We start from the raw sequence: 21524 nt of genomic DNA on the forward strand, positions 1-21524 counted from the left end.
TTTATGGCAACTACATCAGATATCAGAAACGGATTATGTATCAGATATAACAACGATATATACAAAATTATCGAGTTTTTACACGTAAAACCAGGGAAAGGTCCTGCTTTTGTAAGAACCAAAATGAAAAGTGTAACTACAGGAAAAGTTTTGGACAATACATTTTCTGCAGGGCACAAAATTGAGGATGTACGTGTTGAAACACACAAATTCCAATTTTTATATAACGATGGGGAGTATTATCACTTTATGAATACAGAAGATTATACTCAAATCCAGTTAGTAGAAGGCGCTCTTGACAGACCTGATTTGATGAAAGAAGGAGAAGTGGTAACGGTAATCATTAATACTGAAGATAATATGCCGTTATCTGTAGAAATGCCTGCTAGCGTTATTTTGGAAGTTACACATACAGAGCCTGGTGTTAAGGGAAATACAGCAACTAATGCTACCAAACCAGCAACTGTGGAAACTGGAGCTGAGATCAATGTTCCTTTGTTTATCAACGAAGGAGATAAGATTAAAGTTGAAACTGACAAAGGAACTTATAAAGAGCGTATTAAAGAATAACCTTAATTGAAATTCTCAAAAACATACAAGCTTAAAGAAATCGCAGCCTTAATTGGCTGTGATTTTATTGGTCCAGAAGATTTTCCTGTTCTAGGAATGAATGAAATTCATGTAGTAGAACCAGGCGATATAGTATTTGTAGATCATCCAAAGTATTATGATAAGGCCCTTAATTCAGCAGCCACTATTGTTTTAATTAACAAAGAAGTGGAATGCCCAGAAGGTAAGGCGCTGTTGGTAAGTGATGACCCTTTTAGGGATTTCAACAAATTGACACATCACTTCAAGCCTTTTCAAGCTTCTAATGCGGCTATCGCCTCTACAGCAAAAATAGGAGAGAATACTATAATACAGCCCAATTGTTTTATTGGCAACAATGTAACCATTGGTGATAACTGTATCATTCATTCCAATGTAAGTATATACGACGATGCCGTTATTGGTAACAATGTAACCATACATGCAGGAACTGTTTTGGGGGCCAATGCCTTTTATTATAAAAAGCGCCCTGAAGGTTTTGACCAATTGTTGTCAGGAGGTAAAGTGGTGATTATGGACAATGTTGACATTGGAGCCGCTTGTACCATCGACCGCGGTGTGACTGGAGATACTATAATAGGAGAAGGCTCTAAATTGGATAATCAAATCCAGATTGGCCATGACACGGTTATAGGAAAAAAATGTTTAATAGCCTCCCAAGCAGGTATTGCTGGTTGTGTGGTTATTGAGGACGAAGTTACCATTTGGGGACAAGTAGGAAGCACCAGTGGAATAACAATAGGAGAAAAAGCTGTTATTCTGGCACAGTCTGGTGTAAGTAAATCGCTTGAAGGTCATAAAACCTATTTTGGCTATCCTGCAGAGGAATCAAGGCAAAAGCTTAAAGAGATGGCCATGATCAAACAGATACCTAAAATTTTAGACGATATCAAAAACATAAAGCAATGACAGCAAAAGAATTTGTAACAAGTTTTTATAATTCAGATTTTGGAAGTGATGCCTTCAAGCCCTCCGAATTTTTCCATGAAGACTGCCAGTTGAATTGGAATAGTAGTACCGGCTTTAAGGAATTGAATTATTCTGAAATAGAATTGTTGTTCAAAAACTTTAGCAAAGCATATTCTTCAGCAAGAAATCAAATCAGTCATATGCTACAAGATGGTAACTTCATAACCATCAGATACACCATGTATGTCCACCCAATTGAAACTCCCGATGAGGAAGAGCCGATGGCACATTTCATCACTATTTGGGAGTTAAAGGATGGCAAACTTTACAGAGGGCACGAGATAAGTCAATTAGCCGACGAAAGTCTTCCTAGTCTAAAATCCTTTTTGGAAATAAAACTTTAAAAAAACTTTTAATTAGGTGTTAAAAGTTTACTTTTGTTGGTGCATTATTAAAAATAAAAAACTAGATATAAATGAGTGTTTTAGTAAATAAAGATTCAAAAATTATAGTTCAAGGTTTTACCGGTAGTGAAGGTACTTTTCACGCTGGACAAATGATTGAATACGGAACAAATGTAGTAGGAGGTGTAACACCTGGTAAAGGTGGTCAAACACATTTGGACAAGCCTGTTTTTAACACAGTGGCAGAAGCTGTTACAGAAGTAGGTGCTGATACTACAATTATTTTTGTTCCACCTGCATTTGCAGCTGATGCCATTATGGAAGCCGCTGATGCTGGTATTAAAGTTATCATTACAATTACTGAAGGAATTCCTGTAGCTGATATGATTAAGGCTGCAGACTATATTAAAGATAAAGATTGTAGATTGATTGGACCTAACTGTCCAGGAGTTATCACACCAGGTGAAGCTAAAGTAGGTATCATGCCAGGTTTTGTTTTCAAAAAAGGAAAAGTTGGTATCGTATCTAAGTCTGGAACGTTGACTTACGAAGCAGCAGACCAAGTTGTAAAGCAAGGTTTAGGAATTACTACTGCCATTGGTATTGGAGGAGATCCAATTATTGGAACTACTACAAAAGAAGCTGTTGAGCTTTTAATTAATGATCCAGAAACTGAAGCCGTTGTAATGATTGGTGAAATTGGAGGACAATTGGAAGCTGATGCTGCAAATTGGTACAAAGCTAGTGGAAGTAAAAAACCTGTTGTAGGTTTCATTGCTGGAGAAACTGCTCCTGCTGGTCGTACTATGGGACATGCTGGGGCTATTGTTGGAGGAAGTGACGATACAGCGCAAGCTAAAAAGAAAATCATGAGTGAATGTGGTATCCATGTAGTGGATTCACCGGCAGAAATTGGTAAAAAAGTTGCCGAAGTTTTAGCATAAAAACTGTTAAAATAAATATAAAACAAACTCGTTATCATTCCGTTGGCTTATTTTAGTCAACGGAATTTTTTTTATATCACCAAAACTAATCAAATCATTAGCATGAGAAAATTTAATCTTCTTTACCTTTTGGTCTTCTTTCTGTTGGCGTTTAGCTGTAAGACAGAGAAAGGATCAGAAGTGGCTTATGCCATCGAAACTCACTACGACCCTAGCGGTCTTACTTATGAAACTGTAGCCAATGACCCAACGGGGTTACGCCTTTACACTTTGGAAAATGGCTTAAAAGTATATTTAAGTAAAAACAACGACGAGCCTAAAATCCAAACTTATATAGCAGTAAGAGCTGGCTCTAATTATGATCCCAAAGAATCTACTGGTCTAGCCCACTATTTGGAGCATATGGTGTTTAAAGGTACCGACGAGATAAGTGCCTTGGATTGGGAAAAAGAGAAAGTGTACTTAGAGCAAATTTCTGATTTATACGAAAAACATAGAGCAGAAACCGATCCTGAAAAGAAAAAGGAAATCTATAAAAAGATAGACGAAGTTTCTTTGGAAGCTTCTAACTATTGTGTTGCCAATGAATATGATAAAATGGTTAGTTCTTTGGGAGCTACAGGTACCAATGCGCATACTTGGTTTGAAGAAACGGTCTACAAAAACAAGATTCCTGCCAATGAATTGGATAAGTGGCTAGCTTTGGAAAGTGAACGTTTTAGCCAATTGGTGTTACGTTTGTTCCACACGGAATTGGAAGCTGTATTTGAAGAGTTCAACAGAGGCCAGGATAGCGACTTTAGAAAATCCTATTTTGCAATGTTGGATGGCTTATTTCCTAATCATCCTTATGGACAACAAACCACCATTGGAACGGGAGAACACTTAAAAAACCCTTCTATGGTTGATATCCATAATTATTTCAATAAATACTATGTTCCTAATAATATGGCCGTAGTGTTGGTTGGAGATTTGGATTTCGATGCTACAATTAAAAAAGTAAATGAAACTTTTGGCAAAATGGAGCGCAAGGAAGTTGTGCATCCAGAATTGCCAAAAGAAGAGCCAATTATCGCTCCTGTGGTAAAAGAGGTTTTTGGGCCTCAGTCTGAAAACATTTCAATTGCTTTCCGCTCGAAAGGAGTAAATACTGAAGAGGAAAAATTAGTGACCTTATGTGACATGATATTGGCTAACGGGAATGCAGGTCTAATCGATTTAAACTTGAACCAACAACAAGTTGTTCAATATGCAGGTTGTAGTCCTACCTTCCTAAATGATTATGGGTATCATGTTTTTAATGGAAGTCCAAAAGCAGGTCAATCTTTAGATGAAGTTAAAGATTTATTGTTAGCCCAAATTGAAAAGCTAAAAAAAGGGGAGTTTGAAGATTGGATGATCGATGCAGTTGTAAACGACCTTAAATTAAGTCAGACACAGCAATATGAGAACAGTACAGCTTTAGCGTCTATGTACTACAATGCCTTTATTCATCATGAAGATTGGAATGATAAAGTGAAATTCTTGGAGGATTTGAAAGGATACACCAAGCAACAAGTGGTAGACTTCGCCAATCAGTTTTATAAAGACAACTATGTTGTTACTTACAAGCGTCAAGGTGAAGATAGTTCTATCGTAAAGGTTGAGAACCCTGGAATTACGCCTGTAAACCTGAATAGGGATAAGAGCTCAGAGTATTTAACAAACTTCAACAAAATAGAGCCACAACCATTACAGCCATTGTTTGTTAACTATAAAGAAGCCATCAAAGAAGCTTCAACTAGCAATGGAATTGAAGTATCCTACATTGAAAATGAATTGAATGACTTATTTAATCTGAACATCATTTTCGACATGGGAAGTGATCATGATAAAAAATTAGGATTGGCTGTAGGATATTTGGAATATTTAGGAACTGATACTTACTCTGCCGAGGAGCTTAAAAAAGAATTCTACAAGTTGGGAATCAATTACTATGTGAGCACAGGTTATGATAAATCTTATGTAGGTTTGAACGGTTTAAAAGAAAACCTACCTAAAGGTTTAGAGCTTTTAGAAAACTTATGGAGCAATGCAGTTGCTGATCAAGAATCCTACGATAAATATGTAGACAAAATCCTAAAGGGAAGAGAAGATGGTAAAACCCAAAAAGGCAACATTCTTCAAAATGGATTGATGAACTATGGGAAATATGGAGAAAATTCACGTCTAAGAAACATCATGCAAGCGGAAGAATTGAAAGCTCAAGATCCTCAAGAATTAGTAGATTTAGTGAAAGACTTAAGAAACTTTGAGCAGCGTATTTTCTATTACGGAAAGGATGTTGATGCAGCTGTAGCGGCCCTAAATAATTACCACACCATTCCTTCAGAATTAAAGGCGTATCCAGAAGAAACTACATATATTGAACAAGAAACTGGAGGTAATGTTTATTTCGTTGATTTTGATATGGTACAGTCTGAAATGTTATTCCTGGCTAAAGGAAAACCTTTCAATTCAGAAAACTTGGCAGCTTCAACTTTATTCAATACTTACTTTGGGAGCGGCTTGTCATCCATAGTGTTTCAGGAAATTAGAGAATCGAAGTCTTTAGCATATTCTGCTTGGGCTAACTATAGCGATGCCTCTGAAAAGGATAAATCAAATTATGTTAGAGCCTACATAGGGACTCAAGCCAATAAAATGCCACAAGCGGTTGATGCCATGATGGAGTTAATGACCAACATGCCTGAAGCCGAAGAGCAATTTAATGCAGCTAAAGAGGCGGCATTAAAGAAAATAGCTGCAGATCGTATTACGAAAACCAGTATTTTCTGGAATTATGAGCGTTTAAAGAAAAGAGGTATCGATTACGATAACAGAGAGGAAATCTATAATGCTATCCAAACTATGACAATGGAAGATTTGCGCAATTTCTTCAACGAAAATATTAAAGGCGAAAACTATAATGTTATGGTAATTGGTAACAAAAAAGAAATCGATTTTAATGCCTTGTCCAAATTGGGAGAGGTTCAGGAAATGGATATTGATTATCTTTTCAACTACGAGAAACCAGAAGAAGTTAAGTTGTAATAACCACAGGACAACGTAAAAAAACCTCACAACAATTTGTGAGGTTTTTTTATTTCTTGCAACTTGTAATTGCTATATTTGACATTAATAAAATAGTGTAAACAATTATTGTTTATTAGAAATAATAAGCAACCAATCGTAAAAATAAAAATGAAATTACTAGAAGGAAAAACAGCCATTATTACAGGGGCTAGCCGAGGAATAGGAAAGGGAATAGCAGAAGTGTTTGCTCAGCAAGGAGCCAATGTTGCCTTTACTTATAGTTCTTCGGTAGAAGCAGCAAATGCCTTGGAAAAGGAATTGAATGATATGGGGGTTAAGGCCAAAGGATACCAAAGCAATGCTGCTGATTTCACCCAAGCCCAAGCCTTGGTGGAAGATGTGGTTAAGGAATTTGGAAGCATTGATATTTTAATTAATAATGCAGGTATTACAAAGGACAACCTTTTAATGCGTATTAGCGAAGAGGATTTTGATAAGGTTATTGAAGTAAATCTTAAATCGGTTTTCAACATGACCAAGGCGGTACAACGCACTATGTTGAAACAACGCCAAGGATCTATCATCAATATGAGTTCTGTAGTAGGAGTTAAAGGGAATGCAGGACAAACTAATTATGCTGCTTCTAAGGCAGGGATTATCGGATTCTCTAAATCTGTAGCTCTTGAATTAGGTTCTAGAAACATTAGATGTAATGTTGTAGCACCTGGTTTTATAGAAACCGAAATGACGGCAAAATTAGATGAAAATACCGTGAAAGGTTGGAGAGATGCCATTCCTTTAAAACGTGGAGGTACTCCAGAAGATATCGCCAATGTATGTGTGTTCCTAGCTAGCGATATGAGTGCCTATGTTACAGGACAGACTCTTCACGTTGATGGTGGAATGCTAACCTAAGGGTTACTCTCCAAACAACGTTAAACTACATCAATCAAAACTTATTGTTAATGAATGACATAACACTTTTATATATCATCATTGCTGGAATAATAGCGCTACTAGTAGCGCTTTTTCAGTATATATATAAATCGAAGAAACGTACCAAGACCAATATGTTATTGGCTTTTTTGAGATTTGTTACGGTATTTACAGTTTTATTGTTGCTCATTAATCCCAAGTTTGAAAAGATAAGTTATTACAATGAAAAGCCCAATTTAGTCGTTGCAGTAGATAATTCAGAATCGATAGACTATTTACAACAAAGTAACAATGTTGAGGATATTATTAGTGCTATAAAGTCTGAAGAAACTATAAATTCTAATTTTAACGTAGAATATTACACCTTTGGAAAGCAGTTGCAGGCATTGGATTCTCTAAGCTTTCGTGAAAAGCAATCGGATATGTCCAAAGCCTTTAAAAGACTTTCTGAGGTTTATAACAATACCATAGCTCCAACGATTCTTATTACGGATGGAAATCAGACCTATGGCAACGATTATGAATATGTAACTAACCGGTTATATAAACAGCCAATCTACCCAATTGTATTGGGAGACACTACCAAATATACAGACCTTAAAATACAACAGTTAAACGTCAATAAATATGCGTATTTAAAAAATAAGTTCCCTGTTGAGATAATTGCAGTATATGATGGTGATAGCCAAGTAAACACCCAGCTTAAAATAACTTCGGGCAACACCGTTATCCATTCCCAAAACCTAGAGTTTGATGAACAAAACACATCAAGAATAATTGATGTAACACTTCCAGCCAATAGGGTAGGTGTCACCAATTATAAGGCAGAATTAACACCTTTGGAAGGCGAAAAAAATAAGGTAAACAACGTTAAGAATTTTGCGGTTGAAGTAATCGACCAAAAGACCAACGTTGCAATTATATCCGATCTTATTCATCCTGATTTAGGAGCTTTAAAAAAGGCTATTGAAAGTAACGAGCAACGTTCTGCAAGTATATTAAGTATAAGAGATTTCTTAATCTCAAGCACAGATTTTCAATCAGTTATACTTTATCAACCCAACAACAGCTTTAATCTGGTTTATAATGAATTGGAAAAGCGTAAACTTAATAGTTTTGTTGTTTTAGGCCCCAAAACCAATTGGACATTTCTCAATAATATTCAGTCCTTATACCAACAAAAAATCACAAGACAAACGGAAGATTTCTTACCTGCGTTAAACCCTAATTATGCCACATTTATTGTCGATGATTTGGGCTTCCATGACTTTCCTCCATTACAATCGGAATTTGGTTCGCTTACATTTTCAATTCCCATGGATCCTATTTTGTTTAAAACTATTAATGGTACACAACTAGACGAACCTCTGCTAGCTACCTTTGAAAATGGTAATCAGAGGCAGGCTGTTTTAGTTGGTGAGGGCATATGGCGCTGGAGAGCACAATCATTTTTGGAAGCACAATCTTTTCAGGAATTCGATGACTTTATTGGCAAACTGATTCAATACCTAAGTACTAATCAACGTAAAAACCGATTAAACGTTGATTACGAATCGTTTTACAATGGAAATGACGATTTAAAGATTACAGCACAATTTTTCAACAAAAATTACGAGTTCGACAATAACGCATCAATCAATATTTCTTTAAAAAATCAGGATACTGATAATGTCCTTAGCTTTCCTTTTGTTCTAAAAAACACTAATTATGAAGTTGACCTGAGTGGCTTAACTCCAGGAAGATATCGTTTTACTGTTTCAGTAGATTCGGAAAATATTTCTACGCAAGGAGAATTACAAGTACTGGATTATAATGTTGAGCAACAATTTTTAAATGCCAATGTTGCCAAGTTAAATAATGTTGCCTCAGCAAGTAAAGGCAAGGTGTTTTTCAGAAATCAACTTCAGGATTTGGCAACACTGCTTCTAAACGATTCTAGGTATCAAACATTACAGAAAAGCACAAAAAAAATCGTACCTTTAATAGACTGGAAATATTTATTGGGACTTATCGTGCTAAGCCTGTCTCTTGAATGGTTCATTAGAAAATACAAAGGTTTAATTTAATTTTATTTATGGAAAAAATGCCAAAAATAGCCTTGCCTTTTGTGGCACTGCTAGTTGTTTTAATTATCACAATCACAAAATCAGCCATAACAATCGATTCTGGTGAAGCTGGCGTACTCTACAAAACATTTGGAGGTGGGGTAGTAACAGACAAGCCCCCATTATCAGAAGGGTTTCATGTAGTGGCCCCTTGGAACAAAGTCTTTGTCTATGAAGTTAGACAACAGGAAGTTCTTGAAAAAATGAATGTATTATCATCAAACGGGTTAGACATCAAACTTGAAGCCTCGGTTTGGTTTCAGCCTAAGTATGAAAGCTTGGGGAAATTACACCAAGAGAAAAGTGATAAGTATCGTGAACGTGTTTTGTTACCGGCCATTAGGTCTGCTGCCAGAAGTGTTGTAGGACGGTATACGCCAGAACAATTGTATTCTAGCAAACGTGATGCCATTCAGCAAGAGATTTTTGAAGAAACCAAAAAAATAGTAGATGACCAATATATTCAATTGAATGAGGTTTTGGTTAGAGATGTAACTCTTCCGCCAACTATTAAAGATGCAATTGAGCGTAAGTTGAAACAAGAACAGGAATCCTTAGAATACGAATTCCGTTTGGTAACCGCCCAAAAGGAAGCCGAACGTCAAATAATTGAAGCTCAAGGAAAGGCAGATGCCAATAAAATTTTAAGTGCTTCACTTACAGATAAAATCCTTCAAGACAAAGGAATTGAAGCCACTATAAAACTTTCTGAATCTAATAACAGTAAAGTTATTGTTATTGGTTCTGGAGATAGTGGTATGCCAATTATATTAGGAAATCAATAATCAAAAAATGAGGTGACAAGGCTTGGTTTAATTATTTTGATGCTTTCATTTATGATGTCCTGTGGGCCATCGATGACATCAAACTGGGTAAAACCAAGCATTGACACCCCTAAATATTATGGCCGTATCGCAGTAGTTGCGGTAAGTTCAGATTCTGAACTAAGAGCATCTTTGGAAAAGCATATTGGCCAGCGATTTGAAAAGCATGGAATGGACAATATTGTTTATGGTTCCAAATTATTTCATGAAAATATCACTCAAGGTAATTGGAACGAATCGCATATCACTAGCACGCTTTCAAAACACAGAATAGACGGTGCTCTAATTGTAAGTTACTTAGGCGATTTAAATCTTCCTCAATATGACAATGGTGAACTTTATGGTGCTCCTACTAATCAGCGCTTAGGACAGCATGTTAATTTAAGGTACACAGAAGTCTCCCAAGCCGATTACTACACCGCGCCTAACAAAAAATATTGGTTTGAAGCTTACCTATACGATTTAAGTGAAATCCAACCTAAGGAAGAAGCGTTAATCTGGAAAGGCCAGTCGTCCGTCCCTAGTCCTTCAAGTGTTAAGCGTGGGGCCAAGCGTTTCTCTAAAGTTTTGGTTGACCACCTTTACAACAAAGAAATTTTAAAATAGATTTTAATTTATTTGGATTTGTAAAATTAATTCGCAAATATTTGTACTTCAGTAAAGTAAAAAAAATGTCTTTTATTCAATTACATCATCATATTCATACTTGCACTCAAGCGAGATGAAGATGTATTGAATAAAACCAAATATTATCTAAAACCCGTTTGAGTAAATCAAACGGGTTTTTTGCTTTCATGCCCTAGATTTACTCAAACATAAAAACATACACAATGAGTAAATTAAAAATTGCAGTTCAAAAAGCAGGCCGGTTGCATGATGACTCCATGAAAATTCTAAATGAAGTAGGAGTATCTATAGACAATGGCAAAGATCAACTAAAAGCTTCTGCTCGTAATTTTCCCTTAGAGGTTTTTTATTTACGGAATGGGGATATTCCTCAGTATTTAAGAGACGGTGTGGTAGATGCAGCCATAATAGGTGAAAATGTTTTGATAGAAAAAGGGGGAGATGTTGCTATAGTTGAAAAATTGGGATTCTCAAAATGCAAAGTATCCGTAGCAATTCCTAAAAACACAAAATTTAAGGATGTAAAGGATTTAGAAGGAAAACGCATCGCGACATCCTATCCAAATACGGTTAACCAATACCTCGAAAAACAGAATATTAAAGCTAATCTTCATATTATTAATGGTTCAGTAGAAATTGCACCAAACATAGGTCTTGCCGATGCCATAGTTGATATAGTTTCTAGCGGCAGTACTTTATTTAAAAATAACTTAAAAGAAGTTGAAGTTATTTTGAACTCCGAAGCAGTATTGGCAGCTTCTCCGCTAATTGGAGAAGAACAAAAAAACATTTTAAATCGGCTCCAATTTAGACTGCAGTCTGTTTTAAAAGGAAGGCAGTCTAAATATGTACTGCTCAATGCCCCCAATGAAAAATTGGAAGAAATTATAAAAATCCTTCCAGGGATGAAGAGCCCAACTGTTTTGCCCTTGGCTGAAGCGGGATGGAGTTCCGTGCATTCAGTAATCAACAAACATGAATTCTGGGAGATTATCGACGAACTTAAACGAGTGGGAGCGCAAGGGATTCTTGTCTGTCCAATAGAAAATATGGTCCTGTAATATTTAAATACTGTAAAATGAATATCATTCAAAACCCAAATAGAAACCAATGGGAGTCACTTTTAAAACGTCCCTCCAAAACTTTGGAAAGTATAGAGCACACTGTAGAACAAATCTTTGAAGATGTGCAGCGCAGCGGGGATAAAGCTATACAAAAATACACCTTGTTGTTTGATGGCGTTAATTTAAACTCTAACCTGGTAACCTTACAAGAAATAGAACAAGCTAGTAAAACTGTTCCTGCCGAATTGAAGGACGCTATAAATATTGCAAAAGCAAATATAGAGACTTTTCATAGGGCACAAAAAACAGCCGAAATAGCAGTGGAAACCATGCCCGGAGTAGTTTGTTGGCAAGAAAAAAAGCCCATTGAAAAAATTGGACTTTATATCCCTGGAGGGTCTGCTCCTTTATTTTCTACAGTTCTTATGTTGGCTATTCCTGCTTTAATTGCAGGTTGCAAAGAAATGATATTATGTACACCTCCAAACAAGTCTGGTGTTATAGCTGATGAAATTCTATATACTGCCAATTTATGCGGCATCGGTAAAATAGTGAAAGTAGGAGGCATACAGGCTATTGCAGGATTAACCTTTGGTACCGATAGTATCCCTAAAGTTTATAAAATTTTTGGACCAGGAAACCAATATGTTACCGTAGCGAAACAACTATCCACAAAATATGGAATAGCCATTGATATGCCTGCTGGGCCAAGTGAATTACTTGTGGTTGCAGACAATTCGGCTGAGCCATCGTATGTTGCCTCAGATTTACTTAGCCAAGCAGAACATGGAGCCGATAGTCAAGTAATTTTAGTTTCAACTTCAAAAGAATTGATTGATAAGGTTATTTATGAAGTTAAAAAACAACTTAAGCAATTACCAAGATTGGCAATTGCTCAAGAAGCCATTACTAATTCCAAATGCTTTCTTATGGAAGACAAAGAGAAAGCTTTGTGTCTAGTAAACATGTATGCACCTGAACACTTGATCATTTGCTGTGAGGATGAGGAGTATTTTATCAATGGAATTAACAATGCCGGTTCGGTATTTATTGGAAATTACACACCTGAAAGTGCTGGGGACTATGCGTCCGGAACAAATCACACTTTGCCAACCAATGGATTTAGCAAAGCATATTCAGGAGTTAATTTAGACAGTTTTACCAAGAGTATTACCTTTCAAAAGATTACATCAAAAGGGTTGTTAGGACTTGGAGAAACCATAGAACTTATGGCAGAGGCCGAAGGTTTGCAGGCCCACAAAAACGCTGTAACAATCCGATTGAAAGACTTGTCAAACTCAACTAACAAGAAGGTATGAAGACAGCGATTGATATAACCAAATTGGCCAGACCCAATGTTTTGGCTCTAAAGCCATACTCATCGGCAAGGGATGATTTCAAAAAAAATGACGCTAATTACGTGTTTTTGGATGCCAATGAAAATCCTTTTAATAATGGATTAAATCGGTATCCAGATCCACAGCAACATGCTTTAAAGGATGTGTTGTCTCGCTTAAATGGTGTATCCAAAGAGCAAATTTTGTTGGGTAATGGTAGCGACGAAGTATTGGATTTAATATTCCGTTCATTTTGTGAACCAAACAAAGACAATATTGTAATTCTGCCTCCTACATATGGTATGTACGAAGTATTGGCCAATGTTAACGCAGTCAAAATCATTAAAGTGCCTCTTTTGGAGAATTTCCAGCCCAATGTCGAGGCTATTTTAAATACTATTGACAACGCAACTAAACTCTTGTTTTTATGTTCTCCCAACAACCCAACAGCTAATAGTTTTCAAGCCGAAGCAATCGACAAATTATTGCAATCATTTAATGGCTTGGTAGTTATTGACGAAGCTTACATAGACTTTTCTGATCAAGAAAGTTGGCTTAATAGATTGGATGATTTCCCAAATCTTGTAATAACTCAAACACTCTCCAAGGCCTATGCCTTGGCAGGTGTCAGGTTAGGAATTTGTTATGCATCAAAGGAGATAATTTCAATATTGAATAAAATCAAGCCTCCTTACAATATCAACGAATTAACCCAACAAAAGGCTATAAGTGAACTGAAAGGAACTATCGCAACACAGGAACAAATACAGACCATTCTCGATGAACGGGAACGATTGACAGTAGCCTTAAAGAGCATAGCCTACATTGAAAAAATATATCCTTCTGACACTAACTTTTTGCTGATTAAAGTGGACGATGCAAATAGACGATACCAGCAACTTGTAGAAGAGGGGGTAATTGTTCGAAATAGAACCAAGGAACCTTTGTGTGATAATTGTTTGCGCATTACAGTCGGGAATCCCAATGAAAACAAAATACTAGTACAAACTCTACAGAACCTAAAGCCATGAAAATGAAAAAAGTATTATTTATAGACCGTGACGGGACCTTAATAAAAGAACCTGAAGATGAACAAATAGATGCGTTTGAGAAATTACAGTTTTATCCAAAGGTTTTTCAGTACTTAAATAAAATTTCAAAGGAACTTGATTTTGAATTGGTAATGATAACGAATCAGGATGGCTTAGGAACTGAGGTTTTTCCTGAAAATACCTTTTGGCCTGTACACAATTTTATAATCGACACCTTTAAAAATGAAGGTATAATCTTTAGTGAACAGTTTATAGATAGAACATTTCCTCATGAAAATGCACCTACCAGAAAACCAAAAACTGGACTTTTGACCAAGTATTTTTCAAATGCATACGATCTTTCACAATCTTTTGTAATCGGTGATCGATTAACCGATATTGAATTAGCCAAAAACCTAAATTCAAAAGGCATTTACATTAATAATCATACCAATTTAGGGACCTCAGAAATCTCAACAAAAGAGAGGGACTTGCAACCATATATCGCTTTGGAAACTAATAGTTGGGAGGATATCTATAGGTTCCTAAAAACTGAGGACAGGACAGCGCAATTGAAAAGGAATACCAACGAAACCCAAATAGATATTGCTATCAATTTGGACGGAACGGGAAAGAGTGCTATTGATACAGGTATCAAATTCTTTGACCATATGTTGGATCAATTAGCTCGTCATGGGCAATTGGATTTGAACATTGAAGTTCAAGGCGACCTAGATGTAGATGAGCACCACACCATTGAAGATACTGCCATTGCATTGGGGGAAGTATTTGCAAAGGCGTTGAGTGACAAACGGGGGATGGAACGATATGGTTTTTGTTTGCCTATGGACGACTGTTTAGCACAAGTAGCCATAGATTTTGGCGGCCGCAATTGGTTGGTGTGGGATGTAGAATTTAAACGTGAAATGATAGGCCAAATGCCTACTGAAATGTTTTTCCATTTCTTTAAATCCTTTACAGATGGTGCGAAATGCAATTTAAATATCAAGGCAGAGGGCACAAACGAACATCACAAAATAGAAGCTATTTTCAAGGCTTTGGCAAAGGCAATTAAAATGGCAGTAAAACGAGATATAGAAAAAATGGTGTTGCCATCAACCAAAGGAATTTTATAAAAGAAAACATGAAAATAGTGATCATTGATTATGGGGCGGGCAATATTAAAAGTATTCAATTTGCTTTCGACCGACTTGGTATAGCAACGACATTGTCATCTAACATCGATACTATTTTGGCAGCCGATAAAATAATTTTTCCTGGAGTAGGTGAGGCCAGTTCTGCTATGAACATGTTGGTAAACCATAAATTGGATAGGGTCATCCCAAAGCTTCAACAGCCCGTTTTAGGCATTTGTCTAGGCATGCAGTTGTTGTGTACTCATACAGAGGAAGGCCATACAAACGGATTGGGAATCTTTCAAACCAAAGTAAAACGTTTTTCAACCCAAGGCCATATCAAAGTTCCTCAAATAGGTTGGAATACTATCGAAAATTTAAGGTCTCCTTTGTTTAAAGGCATATCTGAACAGTCATTTATGTATTTGGTACATAGCTATTACGCAGAAACGTGCATGGAAAGCATAGCAACCACAACATACGGCTTAACATATGCTTCCGCACTTCAGCATAAAAACTTTTATGGAGTACAGTTTCACCCGGAAAAAAGCGGCGAAATAGGCAGTAAATTATTATCTAATTTTTTAGAACTTTAAATACAACAAAATGAGAATAATACCAGCTATAGATATTATTGAGGGAAAATGTGTCCGACTTACCAAAGGTGATTATAACACCAAAAAAGTTTACAACGAAGATCCTTTGGAAGTAGCCAAAAGCTTTGAAGGTTCAGGAATACAATATTTACACTTGGTAGATTTAGATGGAGCTAAAAGCCAACATATTGTCAACTATAAAATATTGGAACAAATAGCTTCTAAAACCAACTTAAAAATCGATTTTGGAGGAGGTCTTAAATCTCATGAAGATTTACACATTGCTTTTAATTCTGGCGCATCACAAATTACAGGAGGAAGCATTGCTGTAAAAAATCCTGAAATGTTTGAGCAATGGCTTAGTAAGTATGGAAATGACAGGATTATTTTAGGGGCAGATTGTAAAGATGAAAAAATAGCAACTATAGGTTGGCAGGAACAAAGCAATCTTGATGTCCTACCTTTCATCAAGTCGTATCAAGATAAAGGTATACAATCTGTAATTTGTACAGACATCAGTAAAGATGGAATGTTGGAAGGCCCTTCTATAGGACTCTATAATGAAATTTTGGCAGAATGTAGGACACCTGGCCCCATAAAACTAATTGCCTCTGGAGGTATTAGTAGCTTAGAGGATATGGATCGCTTAGAGGAAATTGGGTGTGATGGTGCCATCATAGGAAAGGCTATTTATGAAGGAAAAATTCAATTAACCGATTTAGAAAAAAGAGTTCGCTAAATATGTTTACAAAACGAATTATTCCTTGTTTGGATATTAAAAATGGACGGACCGTCAAGGGCGTTAATTTTGTGAACTTAATAGACGCTGGAGATCCAGTGGAATTAGCTCAGCAATACGCCCAAAAAGGCGCCGATGAACTGGTGTTTCTGGACATTTCGGCAACCCAAGAAGCAAGAAATACCACATTAGATTTGGTGCTGCACGTAGCCGAACATGTCAATATCCCTTTTACTGTTGGAGGAGGCATTAGTTCTGTTCAAGATGTGGACGCGCTATTAAAATGTGGGGCAGATAAGGTGTCCATCAATTCATCGGCAGTTAAAAGGCCGGAATTAATCAATGAACTATCCGCAAAATTTGGATGTCAATGTATAGTAGTGGCTATAGACGCTAAGCAAATAGACGGCAATTGGAAGGTTCATCTAGCAGGAGGAAGCATTCCAACACAATTAGATTTATTTGAGTGGGCCAAAGAGGCCCAAGAAAGGGGAGCAGGTGAAATTCTTTTTACCTCAATGAATCACGATGGCACTAAAAATGGTTTTGCCAATGACGCATTGGCTAAATTATCCAATGAGCTACATATTCCCATTATTGCTTCTGGAGGTGCAGGGACTATGGAACATTTTTCAGATGCGTTCATCAAAGGAAAAGCCGATGCTGCTTTGGCGGCAAGTGTTTTTCATTACGGTGAAATTGACATTAAAACACTTAAACAGAATTTAAAGAAAAACGGTATAACTGTTAGGCTATAAAGGGCTTTTCTATACTTAATTATTAAATATAAAAAGGAATGCAAATTAACTTTGATAAAGATGAAAATGGCTTGGTACCAGCCATAATTCAGGATGCAGAAACAAAAAATGTCCTCATGTTGGGATATATGAATGCCGAAGCTGTACAGAAAACACAAACTTCAGGATTAGTTACTTTTTACAGCAGAAGCAAGCAGCGTTTATGGACTAAGGGAGAAGAAAGCGGCAATGTTTTGAAATTTGTCGATATAAAATTAGATTGCGATGCTGACACACTCTTGATTCAAGCTCAGCCATTAGGTCCGACCTGTCATACAGGAACGGATACCTGTTGGGGACTGTCCAACCATCCTAATTTTGGATTTTTGACCACTCTGGAGGACATTATTAAGGATAGAAAGGAAAACTTTAAACCAGAAGGTTCCTATGTAGCTTCATTATTTGATAAAGGCATTAATAAAATTGCACAAAAAGTAGGGGAGGAAGCAGTAGAAGTGGTTATTGAAGCCAAAGATGATAATAACAATCTTTTTTTAAACGAAAGTGCTGATTTATTGTTTCATTATTTAATTCTTTTACAAGCTAAGGGCTACACCTTAAAAGATGTCGTTACTGTTTTAAAAGAGCGTCATTAAATTTTGTGTTAGCCTTAAAAATAACGTACTTGCCCACATGTTTGAAAAAAGGTTTTACTACGTTTTTAAGATACAATATCTAGGCTATCGCTTTCATGGTTGGCAAAAACAGCCTAATTTAAAAACCCTTCATTTAATGATAGACCGCACCTTTAAATACATTTTGGAAGGTAAGCGGTTCAAAACCTTAGCAGCAGGAAGAACGGATGCTATGGTATCAGCCAATGAAGCGGCATTTGAACTATTTCTGTACCATGAAATTGAAAATGAAACCGAATTTTTAGAATGGTTCAACTACAATTTACCACAGGACATTAGAGCTCTGTCCATTCAAAAAGTAGACGGAAATTTCAATGTGATTCAACATTCTAAGGTGAAAGAGTACCTGTATCTTTTTACACATGGTCAAAAGTGCCATCCATTTTGCGCTCCAATTCTGTCTACAATTCTTGATCCTTTGGATATAGAACTCATGAAGCAAGGCGCCAAAATGTTTCAGGGCACTCATAATTTCAAAACCTATTGTTATAAAGCGTCTGAAAATGGTGTATATGACCGAACCATTATACAGAGTGAAATTATTGAGAACACCATGTTTACCGCTAATTTTTTTCCTGAGAAAACGTATGCCTTTAAAGTTAAGGGACAGGGGTTTGGAAGAAATCAGGTCAGAATGATGATGGGAGCATTGATTCAACTGGGTAAAGGAGATATTACAGTAAACTTTATTGAGGAATCCCTATTGCCTGGAAATACGCATAAAATAAATTTTATAGCACCTCCTTCTGGGTTGATTTTAAATTCTATTGAATTCCAAGACTAAAAAAAGGTACCAGAAACTGATACCTCTATGTGAAATGTTGTAACGATAGCTTAAGAAATCCAGTGGTTTGCAATAGCTTTTTTGGTAAACCACAAAAATAAAAGAGAGAAAACAATAATCATCCCTGTCATGATTACTGCAAAAGGACCATAAATGTCTACAGAATTAACTACAAACAGATTGTGAATCATTTGTATTACCACGCCTGCCAGTGAAATAACAAATAAGGGATAAGCCGCCTTTTTTCTTAAAACTAAGGCAATACTGGCTAACATACCTCCAAAAACAGCAATTGCAAATGCTGCAATGGCCCAAGCGGGTGTATTGGAGATAATTTCAAGTTGCTCATTGGTATATTGAGATTTAAAACTCTCTGTTTGATAGGTTTGCCCTAAGTATTGCATAACACCCATAGCATTCCAAACCAATGCAACAACACTTACAATCCAAAACCAAACTGGTGGCTTTGTTTTAAAAGTTGTGCTCATAAAATTATTATAGATTAATTGGTTAATATTCTTTGCTGATCACATATTTTAAGAAAACTGCTACAGCAATTTATGAAATTATTATTAACCTATAACTTTTATATCTAAAAATGTCAAAGAAAATGTTAGTCTTCGGCAACGTGAAAAATAGGCTCTTTATTTACCCATTTTCCGTTTTTGGATTCTCCTAAAATGATAATATCCTTGGCACGCTCGTACTCCTTAATGGTCCTTAACATTTTGGCCTTTGTATCTCTATAAAGCTTGATTCCATCTTTAGCACCTTTGTTTCTTATCTCTAAATAAAACCCATCCTTGAGTTTTGCTGGCTTTGTTGCTGGTCTGCCCATATTTCGATGTTAATAATTTAATTGCAGTTTAAAAAAATTTTTTACAATAAACAAGTGAAATGTAATATATTGTTACTTAAGGGGTTGCTTTTTATTATTAAAAGTAAAAGATAAGCTTAATAAAATTGATGGAAAACCAAGTAAAGTGTTAATTCAACTTGTAATCCTGTATAATTATTCTTATAATTTCTATATAATATAAATAGTAGGTTTTTCAAGTCCGTAAACACCTTGTCATGAACATGACCAACCGATAATTTCATTTAAATATCAAAGAGTTTCTAACAAACAAATATTAAATGTTACAATTATTGTACCTTTAAAAGGTAGGCTTAGACCTAAAACCACATTTTCTAACCTTTAAATTGAGTATTATGAAAAAAGTAATTTTGGCAATTGTTTTATTGTTTTCCTTGTCTGTAAGTTTTACAAGTTGTAGGGAAAAGAAATCTACTGGAGAAAAAATTGAAGATGCCATTGACGATGCAGGTGATGCTATAGAAGACGCAGCCGATGATGTAGAAGATGCTTTAGACGATAATTAAACCTAATCTTATAAGATCTGCTTAAAGTCCTGTTGCAAACAGGACTTTTTTGTATTTTTAATCCTTCAAAATCTAAAAAGGACATGACATCATCATTTTCACCTGAGGTATTCGATTTTTTAAAACGGTTAAAGCAAAATAATGAAAGAGAATGGTTTAATGAGCACAAAAAGGAATTTAAAACAATTGAAAAGGACGTAAAGTCAGCTTACAATACCCTATTTGAGTTACTCAAAACCCATGATGATGTGGATCATTTAAAATTGTTCAGAATTTATCGTGATGTAAGATTTTCTAAAAATAAAGCGCCATACAAAACCCATTTTGGAGGAAGCTTTCGCCGAACAAAACCAGAGCTTCGCGGAGGCTATTATCTGCACCTAGCTCCTAATAATGAATCCTTTATTGCAACTGGATTTTGGGAACCTAACAAGGAGGATTTGCTCCGTATGCGTAGGGAATTTGAAATGGATGCCAGTATGATGCGCAACATCATTTCCGAACCTAAATTTAAATCTGTTTGGGGCGAACTCCAAGGGGATGAACTGAAAAGTGCGCCACGCGACTTCAATAAGGAAGACCCTGCAATAGATCTTATTAGAAAAAAACAGTACATCTTTACTAAAACTTTCACAGATAAGGAGGTCCTTTCCAAAGACTTTTTAGAGAATGTCAATATAGCCTTTCAAGCAGTTCGCCCATATTTTGACTATATGAGCGAAGTACTTACTACAAATCTTAATGGAGAGTCAATAATCTAACCAATCCCTTTAATGGTGTACGTTGTACTGTTAAAGGTAATAGCGTCACCTATTGTTTTGTTTTTTAACAGCATTCCTATTGGAGAATTTAAGGATATAACCAAATAGGGTTTACTGTTTAGTTCTATTTTACCAATACTAACGGCTAAATAAAACGTAGCACTGTTGGTAGTTACTAAACTTCCCAATACTGCACTGTCATGTTTTAAATTGGGGTTAATTAATTTAAGGGTATCTAATGCTTTGGACGCATCAGCTAAATGTTGGCCATTCTTTTCCAAATCATCAAACAACTTTCCACTTCCGGAATCGTCATCTTCGTCACCACTTTTATCATAGGATTCTATGGCCTCTTTTATTAGTTCTATTTCATTTTTGTAACTAACAATGCGCTTGTTGACATGTTCCAAACATGCCGATAACAGTTCGTGTTTTAAATTCATAAATCAAGCCACTTTGGGCTCCAATAGCTGTATGTAATCAATTAATCGGTCCTTAACTAGCCCCATCATACGCTTGTTTAAAGCTGAAGAATTTTGGATGTAGATTTGATACTCTTCAACGGTAAACTGTCCAATGACCATACCTTTTAAGGAGTTGCGAAACTTCATATCCTTATGGATGGCATTTTCGATGTAGTCCAGTTGCTTTGTCAAAGATAATTCATAAAAAACATTTTTATGTTTATCTACATAATTTTTAAACACGGCAACAAACAATTCTCCCTGAAGCTTAATGATAGGCCTTAAGGTTTCATTTTGGAAGCGCTCATCGCGAGTCATGGTGTCATAAATTAAAGCGGAGGCGATTACAGGACGAATCTGTAACAAGTCTAAAGATCGTGACATG

At 36.0% G+C, this 21524-nt stretch carries 24 protein-coding genes; 20 read left to right on the forward strand and 4 right to left on the reverse strand.

Features of this window, described 5'->3' with window-relative positions; translation table 11 throughout:
- Positions 1-3: 3 nt before the first annotated feature.
- The 18 genes from efp (at position 4) to RBH95_RS09105 (ending at position 18531) form a co-directional block, all read left to right on the forward strand.
- The gene (gene efp / locus RBH95_RS09020) at positions 4-570 is read left to right on the forward strand and encodes an elongation factor P (RefSeq protein WP_307899257.1); all 567 of its coding nucleotides are present in this window, start codon (positions 4-6) and stop codon (positions 568-570) included.
- A 6-nt stretch (positions 571-576) separates the two neighbouring features.
- A complete protein-coding gene (locus RBH95_RS09025; RefSeq protein ID WP_307899258.1) occupies positions 577-1518 on the forward strand; it encodes a UDP-3-O-(3-hydroxymyristoyl)glucosamine N-acyltransferase in 942 nt (313 codons plus the stop codon).
- Positions 1515-1922 (forward strand): nuclear transport factor 2 family protein, encoded by a 408-nt coding sequence (locus RBH95_RS09030; RefSeq protein ID WP_307899259.1) that lies wholly within the window; start codon positions 1515-1517, stop codon positions 1920-1922. Before RBH95_RS09025 ends, RBH95_RS09030 begins: the two co-directional genes overlap by 4 nt.
- Before the next feature lie 71 nt (positions 1923-1993).
- A complete protein-coding gene (gene sucD / locus RBH95_RS09035) occupies positions 1994-2866 on the forward strand; it encodes a succinate--CoA ligase subunit alpha (RefSeq protein ID WP_307899260.1) in 873 nt (290 codons plus the stop codon).
- 102 nt (positions 2867-2968) lie between these two features.
- On the forward strand, positions 2969-5938 hold the full coding sequence (locus RBH95_RS09040) for a pitrilysin family protein (RefSeq protein ID WP_307899261.1): 2970 nt from the start codon (positions 2969-2971) through the stop codon (positions 5936-5938).
- A gap of 150 nt (positions 5939-6088) precedes the next feature.
- Positions 6089-6835 (forward strand): 3-oxoacyl-[acyl-carrier-protein] reductase, encoded by a 747-nt coding sequence (gene fabG / locus RBH95_RS09045; protein ID WP_307899262.1) that lies wholly within the window; start codon positions 6089-6091, stop codon positions 6833-6835.
- 50 nt (positions 6836-6885) lie between these two features.
- Entirely contained in the window at positions 6886-8922 is a 2037-nt protein-coding gene (locus RBH95_RS09050) for a VWA domain-containing protein (RefSeq protein WP_307899263.1), read from the forward strand.
- A gap of 8 nt (positions 8923-8930) precedes the next feature.
- Positions 8931-9746, forward strand: coding sequence for a prohibitin family protein (locus tag RBH95_RS09055; RefSeq protein ID WP_307899264.1), 816 nt, complete (start codon positions 8931-8933; stop codon positions 9744-9746).
- Between the two features lie 39 nt (positions 9747-9785).
- Entirely contained in the window at positions 9786-10391 is a 606-nt protein-coding gene (locus RBH95_RS09060; RefSeq protein ID WP_307899265.1) for a hypothetical protein, read from the forward strand.
- Positions 10392-10615: 224 nt separating this feature from the next.
- Complete coding sequence (hisG, locus tag RBH95_RS09065; protein ID WP_307899266.1) at positions 10616-11473, forward strand: ATP phosphoribosyltransferase; 858 nt, start codon at positions 10616-10618, stop codon at positions 11471-11473.
- A 17-nt stretch (positions 11474-11490) separates the two neighbouring features.
- Positions 11491-12795, forward strand: a complete 1305-nt coding sequence (gene hisD / locus RBH95_RS09070) for a histidinol dehydrogenase (protein WP_307899267.1) — start codon at positions 11491-11493, stop codon at positions 12793-12795.
- On the forward strand, positions 12792-13844 hold the full coding sequence (hisC, locus tag RBH95_RS09075) for a histidinol-phosphate transaminase (RefSeq protein ID WP_307899268.1): 1053 nt from the start codon (positions 12792-12794) through the stop codon (positions 13842-13844). Before hisD ends, hisC begins: the two co-directional genes overlap by 4 nt.
- Positions 13845-13846: 2 nt before the next feature.
- Positions 13847-14980: a bifunctional histidinol-phosphatase/imidazoleglycerol-phosphate dehydratase HisB gene (gene hisB / locus RBH95_RS09080; protein ID WP_307899269.1), complete on the forward strand. Its 1134-nt coding sequence runs from the start codon at positions 13847-13849 to the stop codon at positions 14978-14980.
- Positions 14981-14988: 8 nt separating this feature from the next.
- The gene (hisH, locus tag RBH95_RS09085; RefSeq protein WP_307899270.1) at positions 14989-15576 is read left to right on the forward strand and encodes an imidazole glycerol phosphate synthase subunit HisH; all 588 of its coding nucleotides are present in this window, start codon (positions 14989-14991) and stop codon (positions 15574-15576) included.
- Positions 15577-15586: 10 nt separating this feature from the next.
- The gene (hisA, locus tag RBH95_RS09090; protein WP_307899271.1) at positions 15587-16315 is read left to right on the forward strand and encodes a 1-(5-phosphoribosyl)-5-[(5-phosphoribosylamino)methylideneamino]imidazole-4-carboxamide isomerase; all 729 of its coding nucleotides are present in this window, start codon (positions 15587-15589) and stop codon (positions 16313-16315) included.
- A gap of 2 nt (positions 16316-16317) precedes the next feature.
- Positions 16318-17073 carry an imidazole glycerol phosphate synthase subunit HisF gene (gene hisF, locus RBH95_RS09095; RefSeq protein ID WP_307899272.1) on the forward strand — a complete coding sequence of 252 codons (756 nt, stop codon included), beginning with the start codon at positions 16318-16320 and terminating at the stop codon, positions 17071-17073.
- Positions 17074-17111: 38 nt separating this feature from the next.
- Positions 17112-17708, forward strand: coding sequence for a bifunctional phosphoribosyl-AMP cyclohydrolase/phosphoribosyl-ATP diphosphatase HisIE (hisIE, locus tag RBH95_RS09100; RefSeq protein WP_307899273.1), 597 nt, complete (start codon positions 17112-17114; stop codon positions 17706-17708).
- 37 nt (positions 17709-17745) lie between these two features.
- Complete coding sequence (locus RBH95_RS09105) at positions 17746-18531, forward strand: tRNA pseudouridine(38-40) synthase TruA (protein WP_307899274.1); 786 nt, start codon at positions 17746-17748, stop codon at positions 18529-18531.
- A gap of 50 nt (positions 18532-18581) precedes the next feature.
- Here RBH95_RS09105 and RBH95_RS09110 read toward each other — a convergent pair whose 3' ends face one another.
- Together RBH95_RS09110 and RBH95_RS09115 are read right to left on the reverse strand one after the other, a co-directional pair.
- Positions 18582-19019 (reverse strand): hypothetical protein, encoded by a 438-nt coding sequence (locus RBH95_RS09110; protein WP_307899275.1) that lies wholly within the window; start codon positions 19017-19019, stop codon positions 18582-18584.
- Between the two features lie 125 nt (positions 19020-19144).
- Positions 19145-19369 (reverse strand): hypothetical protein, encoded by a 225-nt coding sequence (locus RBH95_RS09115; RefSeq protein ID WP_307899276.1) that lies wholly within the window; start codon positions 19367-19369, stop codon positions 19145-19147.
- 374 nt (positions 19370-19743) lie between these two features.
- Here RBH95_RS09115 and RBH95_RS09120 point away from each other — a divergent pair, with 374 nt between their 5' ends.
- Both RBH95_RS09120 and RBH95_RS09125 read left to right on the forward strand, forming a co-directional pair.
- Positions 19744-19914, forward strand: a complete 171-nt coding sequence (locus RBH95_RS09120) for a hypothetical protein (RefSeq protein WP_307899277.1) — start codon at positions 19744-19746, stop codon at positions 19912-19914.
- Between the two features lie 83 nt (positions 19915-19997).
- On the forward strand, positions 19998-20675 hold the full coding sequence (locus RBH95_RS09125; RefSeq protein ID WP_307899278.1) for a DUF2461 domain-containing protein: 678 nt from the start codon (positions 19998-20000) through the stop codon (positions 20673-20675).
- Here the strand turns inward: RBH95_RS09125 and RBH95_RS09130 are convergent.
- Complete coding sequence (locus RBH95_RS09130) at positions 20672-21118, reverse strand: hypothetical protein (RefSeq protein WP_307899279.1); 447 nt, start codon at positions 21116-21118, stop codon at positions 20672-20674. The two genes, RBH95_RS09125 and RBH95_RS09130, sit on opposite strands and share 4 nt — an antisense overlap.
- A gap of 3 nt (positions 21119-21121) precedes the next feature.
- Positions 21122-21523 carry a glyoxalase gene (locus RBH95_RS09135; RefSeq protein ID WP_307899280.1) on the reverse strand — a complete coding sequence of 134 codons (402 nt, stop codon included), beginning with the start codon at positions 21521-21523 and terminating at the stop codon, positions 21122-21124.
- Between the last annotated feature and the right edge of the window lies 1 nt (position 21524).

This window comes from Mangrovimonas sp. YM274, assembly GCF_030908385.1.
Taxonomy (GTDB): Bacteria; Bacteroidota; Bacteroidia; order Flavobacteriales; family Flavobacteriaceae; genus Mangrovimonas_A.